13 protein-coding genes are annotated in these 17,748 nt (G+C 70.5%); 6 read left to right on the top strand and 7 right to left on the bottom strand.

Going from position 1 to position 17,748, the window contains the following annotated elements; genetic code table 11:
* Positions 1-49: 49 nt before the first annotated feature.
* Positions 50-625 (top strand): TetR/AcrR family transcriptional regulator, encoded by a 576-nt coding sequence (locus ACH34S_RS03355; protein WP_395950871.1) that lies wholly within the window; start codon positions 50-52, stop codon positions 623-625.
* Positions 622-2,148, top strand: coding sequence for an MFS transporter (locus ACH34S_RS03350; RefSeq protein ID WP_395950870.1), 1,527 nt, complete (start codon positions 622-624; stop codon positions 2,146-2,148). Before ACH34S_RS03355 ends, ACH34S_RS03350 begins: the two co-directional genes overlap by 4 nt.
* On the opposite strand, the gene ACH34S_RS03345 is transcribed toward ACH34S_RS03350, so the two are convergent.
* From ACH34S_RS03345 to ACH34S_RS03320, 6 genes are all read right to left on the bottom strand, one after another.
* Positions 2,129-2,566, bottom strand: a complete 438-nt coding sequence (locus ACH34S_RS03345) for a nuclear transport factor 2 family protein (RefSeq protein ID WP_395950869.1) — start codon at positions 2,564-2,566, stop codon at positions 2,129-2,131. The two genes, ACH34S_RS03350 and ACH34S_RS03345, sit on opposite strands and share 20 nt — an antisense overlap.
* The gene (locus ACH34S_RS03340) at positions 2,563-3,423 is read right to left on the bottom strand and encodes a TIGR03619 family F420-dependent LLM class oxidoreductase (RefSeq protein ID WP_395950868.1); all 861 of its coding nucleotides are present in this window, start codon (positions 3,421-3,423) and stop codon (positions 2,563-2,565) included. The genes ACH34S_RS03345 and ACH34S_RS03340 overlap by 4 nt, the downstream gene beginning before the upstream one ends.
* Positions 3,424-3,544: 121 nt before the next feature.
* A complete protein-coding gene (locus tag ACH34S_RS03335; protein WP_395950867.1) occupies positions 3,545-6,547 on the bottom strand; it encodes a glycosyl hydrolase family 18 protein in 3,003 nt (1,000 codons plus the stop codon).
* Positions 6,548-6,816: 269 nt separating this feature from the next.
* A complete protein-coding gene (locus tag ACH34S_RS03330; RefSeq protein ID WP_395950866.1) occupies positions 6,817-8,316 on the bottom strand; it encodes a sugar ABC transporter ATP-binding protein in 1,500 nt (499 codons plus the stop codon).
* A gap of 51 nt (positions 8,317-8,367) precedes the next feature.
* Positions 8,368-9,432, bottom strand: a complete 1,065-nt coding sequence (locus tag ACH34S_RS03325) for a sugar ABC transporter substrate-binding protein (RefSeq protein WP_395950865.1) — start codon at positions 9,430-9,432, stop codon at positions 8,368-8,370.
* A gap of 24 nt (positions 9,433-9,456) precedes the next feature.
* Positions 9,457-10,524: an ABC transporter permease gene (locus ACH34S_RS03320; RefSeq protein WP_395950864.1), complete on the bottom strand. Its 1,068-nt coding sequence runs from the start codon at positions 10,522-10,524 to the stop codon at positions 9,457-9,459.
* A 202-nt stretch (positions 10,525-10,726) separates the two neighbouring features.
* Here ACH34S_RS03320 and ACH34S_RS03315 point away from each other — a divergent pair, with 202 nt between their 5' ends.
* Positions 10,727-12,235 carry a GMC family oxidoreductase gene (locus ACH34S_RS03315; RefSeq protein WP_395950863.1) on the top strand — a complete coding sequence of 503 codons (1,509 nt, stop codon included), beginning with the start codon at positions 10,727-10,729 and terminating at the stop codon, positions 12,233-12,235.
* Here ACH34S_RS03315 and ACH34S_RS03310 read toward each other — a convergent pair.
* The gene (locus ACH34S_RS03310; RefSeq protein WP_395950862.1) at positions 12,210-13,313 is read right to left on the bottom strand and encodes an NAD(P)-dependent alcohol dehydrogenase; all 1,104 of its coding nucleotides are present in this window, start codon (positions 13,311-13,313) and stop codon (positions 12,210-12,212) included. The genes ACH34S_RS03315 and ACH34S_RS03310 overlap by 26 nt on opposite strands.
* 45 nt (positions 13,314-13,358) lie before the next feature.
* On the opposite strand from ACH34S_RS03310, the gene ACH34S_RS03305 reads away from it, so the two are divergent.
* The 3 genes from ACH34S_RS03305 to ACH34S_RS03295 all read left to right on the top strand — a co-directional run bounded on the left by ACH34S_RS03305 (position 13,359) and on the right by ACH34S_RS03295 (position 17,745).
* A complete protein-coding gene (locus ACH34S_RS03305) occupies positions 13,359-14,210 on the top strand; it encodes an EI24 domain-containing protein (RefSeq protein WP_395950861.1) in 852 nt (283 codons plus the stop codon).
* A gap of 75 nt (positions 14,211-14,285) precedes the next feature.
* Entirely contained in the window at positions 14,286-15,509 is a 1,224-nt protein-coding gene (locus ACH34S_RS03300; RefSeq protein WP_395950860.1) for a hypothetical protein, read from the top strand.
* A gap of 55 nt (positions 15,510-15,564) precedes the next feature.
* Positions 15,565-17,745: an acyl-CoA dehydrogenase gene (locus ACH34S_RS03295; RefSeq protein WP_395950859.1), complete on the top strand. Its 2,181-nt coding sequence runs from the start codon at positions 15,565-15,567 to the stop codon at positions 17,743-17,745.
* The last annotated feature ends 3 nt before the right edge of the window (positions 17,746-17,748 follow it).

The following is a 17,748-nucleotide window of genomic DNA, read 5'->3' as shown; positions in this document are numbered from 1 at the left end:
CCTTGTGTACTATCGTACATGTACATTCGTACATTAGGGGTGGGGAAGCATGCCGGACGAGAGCGGAACGGGCGGTCGGCCGCGCAGCCGGCGTGACCCCGAAGGGCGGCGGCGGGCGATCGTCGAGGCCGCCGCCGAGCTGATCACCGAGGTGGGCACGGACGGGCTGACGCACCGGCTCGTCGCCGCGCGGGCGGAGGTGCCGCTCGGCTCCACCACGCAGTACTTCGCGACGCTGGCCGACCTCCGCGAGGCGGCGATGCAGCACCTCGCGGACGAGATCGACGACGGGCTCGCGGTCGTCCGCGAGGCCATGCAGGACATGACCTCCGCGCCCGCCGCGCTCGCGTCCGCGTTGCACGAGTACCTGCGGGACGTGCGTCTCGTCCAGGCGGACACTGCCCTGACCTGGGCCTCCGTCCACGATCCCCGGCTGCGCTCGCTGTCGCTGCGCTGGTTCGACGAGCTGGTCGCCATCCTTTCCGCGCACATCGGGCCCGCCAGGGCGACGGCGGTGGCGGTGTTCGCGGACGGCGCCACCTGGCACGCCGTGCTCCACGAGGAGCCCCTCGACCTGGACGTCCTGACCGACGCCATCACGGCACTGTTCACGCAGCCCCGATGAGCGTCGCCATGGACAAGACGCCGGGGGCGCGACGCCGCTGGGCATCGGTCGTCGTCCTCTCCGCGAGCCTGCTGGTCATCACCATGGACCTGACGGTCCTCAACATCGCGATCCCCGAGATGTCGGCGGACCTGCGGCCGACGTCGAACCAGCTGCTGTGGATCGTCGACGCGTACTCGCTCGTCCTCGCGGGCCTGCTGGTGTCGGCGAGCGCGGTCGGCGACCGGTGGGGGCGCAGGCGGCTGCTGCTGGCCGGCTACGCCGTGTTCGGCGGCGCGTCCGGGCTCGTGCTGCTCGCCGGGTCGGCCGAGGCGGTGATCGCGCTGCGCGCCGTGCTGGGCCTCGGCGGCGCGATGATCATGCCGGCGACGCTGTCGCTGATCCGCACCGTGTTCACCGACCCGGCCGAGCGGGCGACGGCGCTCGGGATCTGGGCCGCGGTGTCGGGGATCGGCGCGGCGGTCGGGCCGGTCGTCGGCGGGCTCCTGCTGGAGTACTTCTCCTGGCACGCCGCGTTCCTCGTGAACGTGCCGCTGATGGTGGCAGCGCTGATCGCCGGGGCGCTGATCCTGCCCGAGTCGCGCAGCCTGCGGCCCGGCCGCTGGGACGGTGCCGGCGCCGCGCTGTCGCTGGCCGGCATGGTCCTGCTGGTGTGGTCGCTCAAGCGGTTCGCGAAGGAGGAGAGCCTCGCCGTCCCGTCCGGGTGGGTCGCCCTGATCGCCGCGCTCGCGACGTTGACCTGGTTCGTCACCCGCAGCCTGCGCCGCCGCGACCCGCTCCTCGACATGCGCCTGTTCACCAGCCGGCGCTTCACCGCGGGCACCGTCGCGGCGCTGGGCTCGACGTTCGCGCTGGCCGCCGCGCTGCTGCTGCTCGCCCAGTGGATGCAGCTCGTCGAGGGGTTGGGCCCGATCGCGACCGGCGTCCGGCTGCTTCCGGTCGCCGCGACCGCCACCCTCGCGTCGCTGCTCGCGCCCTGGCTCGCCCGGCGGACGGGCGCCAGAAGCGTGCTCGCCGGTGGGCTCGCCGTCGCGGGCGCCGGCATGCTCGTGCTGTTCGTCGTCCCCGGCGATCTCGCGTACTGGCACGTCCTGATCGCCCTCAGCCTCGTCGGCGCCGGCATCGGGTCGCTCGCCATCGCCTCCGCGATGATCATGTCGGGCAGTCCCGGGGACAAGGCGGGCAACGCCGCCGCGATCGAGGAGACCAGCTACGACCTGGGCAACGTCCTCGGCGTGGCGGTCCTCGGCAGCGTCGCGGCGCTCCTCTACCGCACCGGCCTGGACGACGATCTCGGCCCGCTCGACGCCCCGGCCGCGGCGGCTGCGCGCGAGTCCCTCGGCTCGGCGGTGGCGATCGCCGACCGGCAGGGCCTGCCCGACCTAGCGGCCAGGGCGAGCGCCGCGTTCACCGACTCGATGCAGACGACGTCGCTGCTCGGCGGCCTCATGATGATCGCCGTGGCGGCGGCCGTCTACGCCATCGTGCCGAAGGGCACCGACATCACCGAGCAGTCTTCGTGAGCGTGGCCAGGGCGCGGTCCGGCTCCCAGTGGGCGCGCAGTGACGTGATGAGGCCGTCGTCGTCCACCGTGTAGACGATGACGCAGTCGATGGTCATCGTGGCGCCGTCGCCGGTCGTCGTGGTGATCGTCACGACGTTCGCGCAGCAGGCGCCGTTCGCGAACGAGTCGGCGACGGCGAAGTCGAAGTTCGCGATGGTGGAGATGAAGCCGTCCCAGAACGCCTCGATGCCGTCGCGTCCCCGGTGCCCGCGCCCTTCGGGATCGAGGAACGACGGACCGACGGGGTCCTCGATCAGGGCGTCCGGCGCGAAAAGCCCCAGCCATTCACTTTTCCGCCCCGCCATGACGGCGCCCATCGAGACTCGCGCCGCCCGCCGCGCCGGATGCTCCTCGCCTATAACGTGTTCCTGTTTCATATCCGGGCGATGACCCTCTCCGCGAACCGCTCCAGATTCTCGATCTTCGTGTGCAGTGGCTCTTTGTCAGGCCCCTTCTCATAGGGCATCCGGAATCCGACGATGACATCGGTGACGCCCTTGTCCTCCAGCCGTTTCACTCCGTCGGGCGAATAGGCGTCCGGCGAGATCACGTGAATCTCGAACGGCTCACCGGCCTTGCCCTCCGCCTCCCGAATCCGATCGAGCCTGGTCAGCAGATCGTCGAGGTCGCCGCCGCCCGCGTGCATCCACCCGTCCCCCCGGACGGCCGCGCGCCGCAGCGCCGCCTCGCTGTGCCCGCCGACCAGGATCGGAAACGGCAGCGCCGGCGTCATCTTGATCGCCGGGATGTCGAAGAACTCGCCGTGGAACTCGAAGTACCCGCCGCCGCTCAGCCCCCGCACGATGTCGATGGCCTCGTCCATCCGCCGCCCGCGCCGCTCCCACGGCACGCCCATCACCGCGAAGTCCTCCCGCCACGGGCTGATCCCCACCCCGAGCCCGAGCCGCCCGCCGGTCAGGCACGCGGTGGACGTGGCCTGCTTGGCGACCAGCACCGGCGGCCGCACCGGCAGCTTCAGCACGAACGGCGTGAACCGCAGCGTGCTGGTCACCGCCCCCATCGCCGCGATCAGCGTGAACGTCTCGATGAAGGGCTTGTCCTCAAGGAAGTCCCTGGTGCCGTCCGCGGTGTAGGGATAAACCGAGTCCGACTCTTCCGGATAGACGAGCGAGTCGGCCACCGACATACTCGTGTACCCCGCCGCCTCGGCGGCCCGGGCCAGCGGCAGATAGAACGACGGATCCGTCATCGCCTCGGCGTAGGTGAACCTCATGGCCCGGATACTAGAACCTGTTCCACATGCCTGCCAGGTGCCGCCCACTCACCGGACGCAGAAAAGAGCAGGGCGTGCGCTGGGGGCGCACGCCCTGCCTTGGGGTGGATCTGTCAGTCGGTCAGCGGAGGCCGCCCACCGACGCGGTTCTCGGGCTGTCCTGGGTCAGGACGTAGGACTTGCCTCCGAAGGTGAGGACGAAGTTGGACGGTGTGGAGATGGGCAGTTTGTAGCTCAGGGCGATGTCGGCGGAGCCGCCGTTGGGGATGCTCGACCAGGTCGGCACCGTGAGGGTGGCCTTGTGGAAGTCGCCCTTCAGGCCGCCGGTGTTGTTGCCGGTATGGCCGGGCTGGTTGGTGAGCGTCCAGCCCGTCTGCTGGGACATGTCGCCCGGGGCGGACGTGCCGTAGTCGAACTTGAAGGTGGCGCCACCCGGGATGGTCTGGCCCGACTTGTTGGTGATGCGCATCTTCGGGCTGATCGGGTAGTTGGAGTCGCCCACGGGGAAGTTGACCAGGTCGACCTTCACGTCGAGGACCTCGGTGGGCATCGTCGTGCTGGACTTGAGGTTCCCGTAGGGGGCGGCGTTCTTCAGGCCGTCGTGGATCACGTTGATCAACGTCTTGCCCATGAAGTACTCGCCCTTGCCCTCATTGCGGGCCGGGTCCCAGGCGTAGTCGCCGGAGAGTTCCCAGATCATGATTCCGCCGATGCCCTTGTCGGCCACGTACTTGGCCTTGGCCGCGAGCGACTCCTCGTCCTCGGTGGACAGGAAGACCTTCTCGGTGGCGTTCCAGAGCCACGGCGTCTTCATGGTGCTGTTGTAGTTGCGGGTGTAGGTGCCGATGAGGCGGTCGTCGGGGTCGGTGGCCGGGTCGAGGCCGTAGTCGCCGATGTAGGTGCCCTGGAGTCCCTTTTCGAGGTTCTTGGCGTGCCACATCGGGTTGCTGCCCGACGCCATTTCCTTGCCGTTCTCCAGGTCGTGCCAGATGTTGTCGATGCCGTTTCCGCCGTCGCCGCACGGCGTCGTGGAGCCGACATCTCCCGCGGTGCCCTTGGGGCACTGCTTCTGGTCGGGCAAGGCGGACTTGCCCCACAGCCCGTTCGTACCGCCCTGGACGTTCTTCCAGCCGCGGGTATAGAAGGGCACACCGATGTTGATGCGGCCTGCCTGCATCGAGCCTCGGAAGTAGTGATAGGCCCAGTCGGTGTTCAGGTACCCGATTCCGTAGGCGTTGTAGACGCCGCCCTCCTGGAGTTCGTTGTCCTTGCCGTCGTCGTACAGGGCGGCGTTCGGACCGACGAAGTGGTTCCAGCTTCCGTGCAGGTCGTAGGACATGATGTTGGCGTAGTCCAGGTACGGGACGACCTGGTAGCTGTCGTGCCCGCGCAGGATCCAGCCGGACGCCGAGACGGCGGCGGTCAGCATGTAGTGCTTGCCGTCGGCGGCGCCGGCCGCGTCCAGCTTCTCGCGCAGCGTCTTCATGAGGGCCACGTATCCGGCCATCAGCTTGGCGCGCCGCGGGTTGGAGAAGCCGAAGTCGTCCGGGTGCCCGGCGTACTGCATCGAGGTGGCGTACTCGTAGTCGATGTCAGCGCCGTTGAATCCGTACTTGCGCAGGAACTCGACGACGGAGTCGGCGAACGTGTTGATCTTCGCCTGGGTGTCGGTCATCGTGTAGAACCCGCCGGAGGCGACACGGTTGCCGTTGTCGTCGATGTAGCCGCCCGACTCCGCCCAGCCGCCGATCGAGATCAGCGTCTTCACGTTCGGGTGCTGCTTCTTGTACTTGTTCAGCAGGTTGAAGTGGCCCTTGTACGGCAGGCTCGGGTCCATTTCCGCACCCGGGACCTCGGGCCATTCCATCCCGATCGCCGGGTTGGTGGGCTTGTCGCCGCCGACCGAGACCTTGTTCTGGTCGTCGACGTGCGCGAAGGCGTAGTTGATGTGGGTGACCTTGTCCCACGGGATGTCGTTGGCGAGGTAGCGCGGCTTCTTGTCCTTGCCGGTCCGCCAGCTGGTGAAGTAGCCGATGGCGCGGCGGGGGTGGCCCTCGCCCATCTTCTCGCGGCCGTCCTCGTCATAGACCTCGCAGTACGCGGGGGTGACGCCCGGCGTCTGGTAGAGGCCGTCAGGGCGGCAGCCGCCGGTGCCGGCACCGATGGTGGCGGTCACCTCGTTGCTCAGCTCGGAGAACTGGCCGATCGAGTCCTTGGCGCGGACGGCGAACCGGTAGCTTCCCGGGCGGAGGCCGGAGACCTTGGCGGTCGTGGCAGTGACGGACTGGGCGACCGAGCCGTTCTGCAGCACGTCGTATCCGGCCACGCCGTTGTCGTCGGTCGCGGCCTTCCAGGTGAGCTCGACGGTGTCGCCCTCGGTCGAGGTGACCTTCAGCTCGGCGGGCTGGGACGGGGGAGCGTCCTCGCCGGAGCCGGGGGTGGTGAAGGTGACGGGGGTGCCGACCTCGGAGAGCTGGTCGGCGGTGTCGCGGGCGCGGACGGTGAAGGTGTAGCGCGTGTTCGCCGTCAGCCCGGTGACCTTGGCGGTGGTGCCGGTCACGGTGGCGGCGACGGCGCTGCCGTTCAGCACGTCGTAGTTCTTGATGCCCTGGTCGTCGGACGCGGTGTCCCAGGCCAGGGAGACCGACGTGGAGGTGACCTCGGTCGTCCGGAGGTTGGCGGGCGGGCTCGGCGGGGTGTCGGACGGGCCGCCGTCGCACGGCTGGCCGTCGAGCTTGCAGTTCTCCGGGCCGCTCAGCGTCCCGGTGAAGGACACCAGGAAGCCGAAGGAGGCGGTGCCGCCCGGGCTGATCGTGCCGTTGTAGTTCCGGTTGGTGAAGGTGTGGTGGGTGCCCGAACTGGCAAGGGAGGCATCCCAGTACGAGCCCATCCGGACGGTGGCGGCCAGGTCGAACTCCAGCTTCCAGCCCGATGTGGCGCCGGTGCCGCTGTTGGTGATCGTGCAGGTGTACTGGGCTCCGCCGCCCCATTCCTGGACGGTGCGGCAGGCCGCGGTCGGGCCCGCGGCGTTGGCGGGCGTGGTCATGGCCACGGAGAGGCCGAACATCAGGAGCAGCGCGGTGACTCCGGCGACGATCCGCCGGAGGGGGGGTCTGGTGCGCACGGCTATCTCAGTTCCCTTCAATAATTAGGAAACTATACTAATTGTGAGGAACATAACCGCACTTCAAGAGGTGTGCAAGGGTCAAATTTCCATCGAGCCATTCGGTTGGAACCGGTCCAGCATGCGGACTAGACCGGTGAAAGGGACGCCCGAAAAGAGCGCCGGGAGCCGAACGGATGATCACTCGGCGTGGCCGTCCGGCGCCGCTCCCGAGACATGAAACGGCCGCCGCGGTCATCCCCGCGGCGGCCGTGTGAGCGCGCTCCGTGCTATCCGTGTTCGCCCGTGTTGGAGACCCGGACGATCGTGTGCTGGTCGAGGTCGGTGCCCGACAGGCGGGCGGCGACCTCGCCCCGGTAGAAGACCAGGACGCTGTGGCACAGTTCCGCCAGCTCTTCCAGGTCGGTCGAGGCGAGCAGGACCACGGCGCCGTCGGCCGCGGCCTTGCGGATCAGGTCGTGGATCTCGGCCTTGGCGCCGACGTCCACGCCCCGGGTCGGGTCGTCGAGCAGCAGCACCGTCGGCGACGCGTCCAGCCACTTGGCCAGCACGACCTTCTGCTGGTTGCCGCCGGAGAGCAGGCCGACGCGCTGGTCCACGTCCCGGCAGCGGATCCGCAGCCGGTCCACGTGGCCGCGGGCCCTGGAGCGCAGCGCCGACTTGCGGACGACCAGGCCGTCGCGGCTCAGCCCGATGGAGCGGACCTGGCCGATGTTCTGCCAGATCGGCTGGTCCAGCATCAGCCCGCGGCCGCGCCGGTCGCCCGACACCACCGCGACGCCCGCGCCGATCGCGCGGCCGAGGCCGCGGGGGACCGGGCGGTCACCGGGCAGCCGGACGCTCCCGCTGGACGGCCGCCGCAGCCCCGCGACCAGCTCCAGGACGGCCAGATGCCCCGCCCCGGCCAGCCCCGTCAAGCCGATGATCTCGCCGGCGTGCACGCGGAGGTCGACGCCGGACATGACGTCGTCCACCGACACCTTGTCCAGGCGCAGCTCCGGGCCGTTCGCCGCCCGCGGCGGGGCGGGCGGCGGCGCCTCCCGCTCGGACTGGGGGCCGAGCATCGCCGAGACGATGTCGTCGATCTGCAGGTCGGCGCGGTCGGCCCCGCTGAGGACCGTCTTGCCGTCGCGCAGCACCGTGATCGTGTCGCACAGCTGCATGACCTCTTCGAGGATGTGCGACACGAAGACGACGCCGACCTGGCGTTCCCGCAGCACCTCAAGGATGCCGAGGAGGCGGTCCGAGCCGTCCCGGTCCAGGGCCGAGGTGGGCTCGTCCAGGATGAGGACGCGCGGCTCGGCCAGCAGGGCGCGGGCGATCTCGACCAGCTGGCGCTGCCCGAGGGACAGCTCGCGGACGAGGGTGCGCAGGTCGACCTCCAGGCCGAGCCTGGTGAGGATCGGCTTGGCGGCGGCGACCATCGCGCGGCGGTTCAGGAACGGGCCCCGCTTGGGCTCGCGGAGCGGAAAGAGGTTGGCGATGATGTCGAGGTCCGGAAACAGGTTCAGTTCCTGCGACACGACCGCGACGCCGTGGCGGACCGCGTCCGCCGTGTTGTGGAAGGCGACGGGCCGGCCGTCCATGGTGAGGGTGCCCGCGTCGGGACGGATCGTCCCCGCGAGCACCTTCACCATGGTCGACTTCCCGGCCCCGTTCTCGCCCAGAAGAGCATGCACCGAGCCCGGTTCGACGCTCATCGCGCCGTCGGCGAGCGCCGTGACGCCGCCGTAGGTCTTGGTGATGTTCTGTGCGCGGAGCACCGTCATTTCAGCTGGCCCTCATATCAGTCGGCCTTCAGCATCGGTCGGCCTTCACCATCAGTTGGCCTGGTTCAGCGGCTTGAGGTACTGGCCGGGGTTCTTGACCTGCTTCTCGGCCTCGGCCTTGAAGAAGGCGTTGCGGCTCTGCTCGTTGGCCTGGCGCTTCATGACCTCGTCGATGTTGCCGGCGTTGACGACGAGGGTGCCGGGGTTCCACCAGCCCTCGGGCAGCTTCTTGCCCTCGCGCTTGCTCTGGATCAGCAGCGAGATCGCGACGTAGCCCTTCAGCCAGTGCTCGGGAGAGGACAGGGCGAACAGCGACCCGTCCTTCACGGCCTTCAACGCGGCGGGGTCGAGGTCGCAGGAACCCGCGAGGAACTTGCGCCCGGTCTGCTTCTGGATCAGCGGCAGCGAAACACCGTCCTGGGCACCGACGCCCAGGTAGGCGATGGCCTTCGGGTTCGCCTTCACGATCGAGTTCCAGGCGTTGAAGTTCTCGGTCGGCTCCGACTTGGAGTCGAACGGGCCCTTGATCGTCAGCTCGGGACGTTCCTTCTTGATGACGGCGGTGAGGCCCTCGACGCGCTGCTCAAGAAGCCGCAGGCCCGGAATCGCGAGGCCGATGACGACCTCGCCCTTGGTGCCCGCCGGGACGTTCTTGACGAATTCCTCGCCGAGCGCGCGCCCGACCTCGGTGTTGCTGTTGCCGACGAAAAGGTTGGTCTTCGTCCCGGGCGGCGCGGCGGCGTCCACGGCGACCGTCGGGATGTCGCTCTCCGCGGCCTGGTTGAGCGGACGCAGGAACAGGTCGGGCGCGAGCGCCTGCAGGCCGATCCCGTCGGGCGAGCTGCGGATCGCCGAGCGGAAGAGCTGGGTCTGGACGGGCCCGTTCACACCGGTGGGCGCGGACGCGTTGAGCGTCACATTCCCGTCGGCGTTGGCGGCGGCCTTCGCGCCGTACGCCATTTCCTGGAACGGGTTCTGCGTCGTGGTCGCGTAAATGAATCCGAGCTTAAGCTTTCCGGACTTCTTCTCGCCCGAGCCACCCGAGCCGGATCCGCATCCGGCCAGCGCGACCGAGCCGATCAGCACTGTGGTCAGGGTCAAAGCTCTGATCTTCACTTGTTCTCCTAGGGGTGCGGGGTGTCATAGACCGAGCTTGGCGCTCTCTCGCCGCCGGCGGCGGCGCACCAGGCTGTCCAGCGCGACGGCGGCGAGAATGACTCCACCCGTCGCGAACGCGCTCCAGTTGGCGGGAATGTTGAAGTACTGCAGACCACTGGTGACCACACTGAGGAGCACGGCGCCCAGACAGGCGCCGATGACGGTGGCGCTGCCGCCGCGCAACGGCGTTCCGCCGATGATGGCGGCGGCGATCGCCTGGAGTTCGAATCCGGTGCCGATGTTCGGGTCGCCGGAGGTGAAGAACGCCAGGCCGAGCACGCCCGAGAGACCGGCCAGCAGGCCGATCAGCACGAGCGCCTGCATGCGGACCTTCGCGATGGAGATGCCGGAGAACGTCGCCGCGTCGGGGTTGGACCCGATGGAGCGCACCCGGTAGCCGAACGGCGTGAACCGCAGGACGAGGGTGAGCAACACGGCGACCAGGATCAGGACCCACACACTCGTCGGGACCCCGAACGTCTTGCCGCCCAGCAGGGTGAAGAAGGAGCTCTCCAAGGGCAGGCCCGTGACCTGCTTGCCGTCGCTCAACGCGAGCGTCAGGCCGCGGAACACCGACAGCGTGGCGAGGGTGGCCACGATCGCCGGGATGCCCACGAAGTGCACGATCAGTGCGTTGACGAGACCGAGGAAGCCGCCGAGCACGATGCCGAGGACCGCGGCCGGCCACGGCGGCAGCCCCTCGTTCATCATCAGCCCGGTCGCGACCACCGTGAGCCCGAACGTCGAACCTACCGACAGGTCGATCTCGCGCATCGACAGCAGATATGCCATGCCGCACGCGAGGAGTCCCACGTAGACGGCGGACTGGAGGGTGTCCAGCAGCTGCCCCATCCGCAGGAACTCCGGATGCAGGATGCTGATGAACGCGACCAGGCCAATGGTCGCGACCAGAACGCTGGTGGCCTCCCCACGCCCGGCCCTGACGGCGAGCGAGGGAAGCTTCGCCTGGGTCAGCGATGCGGCGTGTCCCCAGCTCCCAGAAGCTGGTTCGACCTTTTCGCCGGTATCGGACTGCCGGTGGGCGGTCACTGGCGGCTCCCTTCTTCCTCCCCGATGGACGGTCCGGAAAGTCCACCGCCTTCTTCGCCGCTGCTCTTGGCTCTGGCGGAACAGTCCTTGTCTTTGGCGGCATGGCCTGCGATTTCCGGAATCTTACACAAATCCCCCCGAAGTACGCTCCGTTCACGTCAGTACCGTTCGTTTCAGCGAGCATTCGCCCGGGAGGTCATCCATGAGCGGTGAAAGTCGGCACCGGGCCGAGGTGATCGTGGTAGGCGCGGGCTCGGCGGGGTCGGCCCTCGCGCGGCGGCTCGCCGACGCGGGACGCGACGTGCTGGTCGTCGAGGCGGGCCCGCACCGGGACGAGCCCGCGGTGGACGATCCGTCCCGCATGCACGAACTGTGGGACTCGCCGCTCGACTGGGCCTTCCGCACCGTTCCGCAGGAGCACGCGCAGGGTCGGCGGCTGCATCTGCCGCGCGGCCGCGTCGTCGGCGGATCGCACGCGCTGAACGCGATGATCTGGGTGCGCGGCAATCCCGCGGATTACGACCATTGGGCCTCGCTCGGCAATAAGGGCTGGTCATGGCGAGAAATCGAACCGGTGTTCGCACGGATCGACGGTCTCGGCACCGAGGCGCCCGGAGCCCTCGACGTCCTCACCGGATACGCGCCGGACCCGGTGCACCGTTCGATCGTCGCGGCGGCGCAGCAGGCCGGGGTGCCGTTCAACGTGGACTACAACGGCGTCCGGCAGGACGGCGTCTCCTTCATGCAGTTCACGATCCGGGACCAGCAGCGCCTCACGACGGCGCGCGCATATCTGGCGCCGGTCGTAGGGCGCGGCGTCACGCTCGTCCCGGACGCGAACGTCCGGCGCCTGCTCCTGGAAGGCCGCCGGTGCGTGGGCGTCGAATGGGATCGGGGCGGGGTCGCGGAACGCGCCTACGCCGATGAGGTGGTGGTGTGCGCGGGCGCGATCGGGTCACCGGTCCTGCTCATGCGCTCCGGGATCGGGGACGCGCACGCGCTCGGCGGCGGCACGGGCGCCGTCCACCTGCCGGGCGTCGGCCGCAACCTCCAGGACCACTGGCTCGTGCCGGTGATCGCCTCCGTCGACCGGCCGCCCGCGTTCACACCGGGGCTGCCGCACACGCAGAGCCATCTGTTCTGGCGCAGCCGGCCGGACCTCCCGGTGCCCGACCTCCAGCCGATCCATTTCGGCGTGCCGCTCTACGAACCGTGGATGGACGGGCCGCCGGACGGCGTCTCCCTCATGGCGGGGCTGGTGCGCCCGGCGTCCCGCGGCGAGATCCGCCTGGCCGCCGACCCGTGGGACGAGCCGCTGATCGACCCGCGCGTGCTGTCGGACGGCGCCGACCTCGAAGCGCTCGCCGCCGCCGTCCGCCTCTGCCAGGAGATCGTGGCCGCCCCCGACCTTCGCGACGCGTGGGGAGCGCGCGAGCTGTACCCGGGGCGTCTCGCGGAGAGCACCGACGTGCTGCACTCCTATATCCGCAGGTCGGTCCTCACGTACCACCACCAGGCGGGAACCTGCGCGATGGGCGTGGACGACGCCGCGGTCGTCGACCCGGAGCTGCGCGTCCACGGCGTCGAGGGGCTGCGCGTCGCGGACGCCTCCGTCATGCCGGTGATCCCGACCGGCAACACCAACGCGCCCGCGATCATGATCGCGGAGAAGGCGGCCGACCTCCTCACGGCATCCGCAGGATCGGCTTGATGACCTCGCCCGCGTAGGACCGGTCCAGCGCGGTCTGGACGTCGGCGAGCTCGAAGTACTCCACGAGCCGGTCGAACGGGAAGCGGCCCTGCGCGTACAGGCCCATGATCGCGGTGATCAGCTCCTCGCCGCGCCCGCTCCCGCCCAGCACGCCGACGACCCGCTTGCCCCACAGCGTGGACAGGTGGTCGAGCGCGAACTCCGCGCCCGCCGGCGCGCCGCCGATGAGGACGCAGGTGCCCAGCATCCCGACCGAGTCGGCGGCCTGCCGGACGACGTCGATCACCCCGGTGCACTCCAGCGCGAAGTCGGCGGGCCCGCCGCACAGGTCGTGGACGGCGTCGACGACGTCGTCCTTCGCGGCGTCGACGGTGTCGGTCGCGCCGAGCTCGCGCGCGAGGTCCAGCCGGGACGCGTGCCGGTCGACGGCGATGATCCGGGTCGCGGCCGAGTTCCGCGCGGCCATGATCGCGGCCAGCCCGACCGTGCCCACCCCGAAGACCACCAGTTGCGTCCCGGGCGACGGCCGGACGGTGTTGAAGACGGCGCCCGCGCCCGTGGACACCCCGCAGGCCAGCGGCCCCATCAGTTCGAGGGGCAGGTCCCGGGGCACGGGCACCAGCGCGGCCGCGGTGGTCAGCGAATGGGTCGCGAACGACGACTGCCCGAAGAAATGGCTGGACACGGGCTCGCCGCCGGGGCGGCGCAGCGCCGTCCCGCCGCCGTCGAGACGCCCGCCGCCGCACAGCGCCTCCGCGAGCCGCAGGCAGTACCGGGGCTCACCGGCCCGGCAGTTCCGGCACGCCGCGCACGACGGCCAGCCGATCACTACCGGGTCGCCCGCCGCGTAGCCGGTCACGCCGGGCCCGACCGCCGCGACGGTGCCCGCGCCCTCGTGGCCGAGGACGCCGGGCAGCGGGAACGGCAGGTCGCCGTGCCGGGCCAGCCCGTCGGTGTGGCAGATGCCGGTGGCCGTCAGCCGGACCAGGACCTCGCCGGGACCGGGGTCGTCCAGCTCCAGTTCCGTGAGGACGAACGGGCCGTCCCGCTCTTCGACTAGGGCCGCGGTGATCTGCAAGACGACTCCTTCGGTCTTCCCTGCCGCCCTATAGGGTCTGGGGGCGTGAGCCAACCGTACGTCCCTGCGCAAACGCCGCCCACCGGACAGCCGTCCGGCCTCAAAGACCTGTTCAACGGTGTCGGATACCTGCTGCGCGGCATCGCGTGGATGATGCGGCATCCCGCCCAGTGGCTGTTCGGGCTGATCCCCGCGCTGATCGTGCTGGCCGGCTATGTGACGGGCCTGGTCTTCCTGGCGTTCCAGATCGACGACCTCGCCGGATGGGTGACCTGGTTCGCCGACGACTGGTCGGGCACGGCGCGGACCTGGGCCCGGGCCGTCGCCGGAACCGCGATCTACGGGGCTTCGCTGTTCCTCGCCGTGCTCACGTTCACCGCCGTGACGCTGCTGGTCGGCGACCCGTTCTACGAGGCCATCGCGGTCCGCGTCGAGGAGTCGCAGGGCGGTGCGCCGCCGGAGCCGGACGTCCCGCTGCTCGTCCAGATCGGGCGGGCGATCAAGGACGCGGTGCTGCTCGGCGTCATCGCGGTGACGTTCGCCGTCGTGTTCTTCCTGTGCGGCTTCCTGCCGGTGATCGGGCAGACGGTCGTGCCCCTGGTCGCGGCGGTGGTGTCCGGCTACTTCCTGGCGGGCGAGCTGACGTCGGTCGCGCTGGAGCGGCGCGGGATCCGGCGCACCGAGCGGTTCGCGCGGCTGAAGGCCAACCGCCCGCTGGCCATCGGGTTCGGCGCCGCGACGTTCCTGGTCTTCCTCATCCCGCTGGGCGCCGTGCTGGCGATGCCGGGCGCGGTGGCGGGCGGAACGCTGCTGGCCAGGGAGCGTCTCGCGGGTCCGCCGCAGGCGAGAGAGGCACTGGTCACACCGGGCGACGGCGGATCGGCGTGGAACGACTGAGGCGTTGGAAAGATGTGTCCGGAGCGTGATTCCAGGCCGGAACCGAGCCGCTGATCTTCGCGTAACGTGTCCCGCATGTCCGATCAGGGGGAGCGCGGCGCGCGCTGGACCGACATGAGCGAGAGCGAGCCCGGCCGGGCCGGCCGCACCGAATTCTCGGACGAGCCCGCGCCGGCGCACGACGTCTGGGGCAAGGTCGAGACGCAGCCCCCGGCTGCGCGGGACGAGAGCCCGTGGGCCGCGGACGCGCAGGCTGAGGAGGGCGAGGAAGGCGGCGACGTGCAGGTCGCGCCCGCCCGGGAGGACGAGCCGCCGCACTGGGAAGGCTCGCTGTTCGACGAGGCCGACGGCGAGGACGACGGCGACGGCGACGACCGCTACACCCCGGCCGTCCCCACCGGCCACGGCCAACCCGCGAAGCCCGGCAAGCCGAGCAGCGGCAACTGGCAGATGCCCGAGTGGATGGCGGACGAGGCCGCCGCCGACGCCAAGCTCGGCGCGGCCGACAGGCCGCGGCGCGACGTCCTGGACGACGGCACCGGCCGGTCCCGCGTCGTGCTGATCGGCGGCGTGGTCCTGCTGGTGGCCGCGGTGGCCGCGGCCGGTGCCGTCTACTTCCTCAGGGGCGACGGCGAGCCCGCGAAGTCGGACTCGGGCGCCAACGCCGGACGGGCGGCGACGGCGGAGCAGTCGGAGGCCGCGCAGGTCGAGCTGCCGCCGGACAAGAGGCTCAAGGCGTTCCCCGGCAGCCCGAGCAGGATGCTGGGGCGGGTCGCGGACGTCCATTCGGGCCTGTCGTACCCGCGGCTGGCCGCGCCGTGGAAGGTTCCCACCAAGCGGAACAGGCTGGGCACGCCGGGATGGTCCGGGCAGCAGATCCTGGTGACGGAGAAGAACGGCGGCCGGCTCTGGTACGGCCAGCTGCTCACCGGCACGCTGCTGCCGAGCCTGCAGAGCGCCTACCAGGGGCCGGGCAGCATCAAGAACGTCGCCGGGCTCGTCGCGAAGGGGTTCGAGGCGCAGTACTACGGGTTCCCGCACCGGTCGGCGCCGCTGGCGTCGCAGCCGCTGAACGTGGACGGCCACCAGGGCTGGCTGATCGCCTCGTACCTCTCCTACAAGCGGGAGGGAGTCCGGGCGACCGGCGAGATCTACGCCACGGCGGTGATCGACACCGGCCGGCAGGCGCCCGCCGTGGTGTTCGTGTCCATGCCGAACACGCACAAGAGGATGTACCCGGACGTCAACGCGTTCTTCGCCGGGCTGAAGATCGCGCCCGGTGGACGGCCGGCGTCCTGACAGCCGAATGACGTTCTAATAGTCTTTGTCCCACTTCGAGGAGAGGTGGGGCGTCATGGCGATCGGGCTGACCGAGGAACACGAGGCGCTGGCGGCGTCCGTGCGCGGGTTCGCCGAGCGGAACATCACGTCGCGGACCGTCCGGGACGCCGATACCGGCTTCTGGCCCGCGCTCGCCGCGCAGGGGCTGCCCGGCCTGCACCTCCCCGAAGAAGCGGGAGGCCAGGGCTTCGGCCTCCTGGAACAGGCCGTCGCGGTGGAGGAACTAGGCCGTGCGATGGCGCCCGGCCCGTACACGCCGACCGTCCTGGCGTCCGCGATCCTGCGCTCTGCCGGTGCCGAGAAACTGCTGCCGGGCCTGGCGGACGGCTCGCGCAAGGCGGCGGTGGGCCTGTCCGGGAGCCTGGACGTGGACGGCTCCACAGTCTCCGGAACGGTGCAGCCCGTGCTGGGTGCGCCGCTGGCAGACCTCTTCCTGCTTCCGGCCGGGGAGCGTTGGGTCGTCCTAGAGCGGGACGACGTCACCGTAGGGCCGCTGGAGTCTCTCGACATCACACGCCCTGTCGGGACGGTCACGGTCGACGGCGTGACCGTCGCAGATGAACGCTTCCTAAGCGGAGTGGACGCGCACGCGTTCGCCGTCGTGCTGCTGGGGGCCGAGGCATGTGGCGTCGCAGGACGCGCGCTGGACGACGCCGTCGCCTACGCAAAGCTCCGCGAACAGTTCGGCCGTCCGATCGGGCAGTTCCAAGGCGTCAAGCACAAATGCGCCCGGATGCTCATCGCCGTGGAGCGCGCCAGGGCTGCCGTATGGGACGCAGCCCGCGCCCTGGACGAGCCAGCAGAACAACGCGCCTACGCCGCCGGAGTCGCCGCGACCCTGGCCGCGGACGCCGCCGTCCTCTGCGCCGAAGGCAACATCCAGGTCCACGGCGGAATCGGCTACACCTACGAACACGACGCGCACCTTCTCTACCGGAGGGCATTGACGCTGCGTGCGCTGCTCGGGCGGGCGAGCAAGCACAGGGCGGACGTGGCCGCGCTCGCCATCGCGGGCGTCCGCCGCCCCATGAGCGTCGAGCTCGCCGAAGACGCCGAACCGCTCCGCGAGGAGATACGCGCCCGCGTCGCCGAGCTGGCCGCGATGGAGCCCCTCGACCAGCGCGCCGCGATGGCGGACGGCGGCTGGGTCACCCCTCACCTGCCGGAACCGTGGGGACGCGGCGCCGGGCCGCTGGAGCAGGTCGTCATCCAGCAGGAGCTGAAGGCGGCCGGGGTGCGGCCGGTGCCGCTGATGATCGCGGCGTGGGTCGTCCCGTCGCTGGTCCAGTACGGCACGCCCGAGCAGCAGGAACGGTTCCTGCCGCCGACGCTGCGCGGCGAGACCGTCTGGTGCCAGCTGTTCTCCGAGCCGGGCGCGGGCTCCGACCTCGCCGGGCTCAGGACACGCGCCGAACGCGCCGAAGGCGGCTGGACGATCACCGGCCAGAAGATCTGGACGTCCCTCGCCCGCGACGCGCACTGGGGAATCTGCATCGCCCGCACCGACCCCGGCCGACCCAAGCACGACGGCATCACCTATTTCCTCGTCGACATGAAATCGCCTGGCATCGACATCCGCCCGCTCCGCGAGTGCACCGGCGACGCCGTCTTCAACGAGGTGTTCCTGGACGGCGTGTTCGTGCCCGACGACCTCGTCGTCGGGCCCGTCGACGCGGGCTGGCGCGTCGCCCGCAACACCCTCGCCAACGAGCGCGTCGGCCTGACCAGCACGTTCCAGCTCGGCGGCGACCTGCCGAAGCTCCTCGACCTCGCCGCCGAGCTGGGCCTGGACGGCGACCCGGTCGTCCGCGACGGCCTCGGCCGCCTCGCCTGCGACGAGCACGCCTTCGCGCTCCTCGGCCTCCGCGCCACCCTCAAGCAGCTCTCCGGGATCGACCCGGGCGCGACGGCGAACGTCCGGAAGCTGGTGGCGATGGAACACGGCCAGCAGGTCACCGAGTTCGGGTTCACGCTGCTCGGCGAGGACGGCGCGCTGACCGGCGGCTGGCACGAGCCGCTGCGCGCCCGCTGGACCCGGTACCTCCTCGCGTCGCGCGCCATGACGATCGGCGGCGGAACCACCGAGGTCAACCTGAACGTCATCGGCGAACGCATCCTGGGGCTGCCCCGCGATCCGGAGCCTGCGCGGTTGCCGGGGGGCGTGGGGGGTCGTCCCCCCACAGGGAACAGGTGAGGT

It is taken from the genome of Actinomadura sp. 3N508 (genome assembly GCF_044326375.1).
In the GTDB taxonomy this organism is placed as follows: domain Bacteria; phylum Actinomycetota; class Actinomycetes; order Streptosporangiales; family Streptosporangiaceae; genus Spirillospora.
This window is presented reverse-complemented; position numbering and strand designations above follow the sequence as displayed.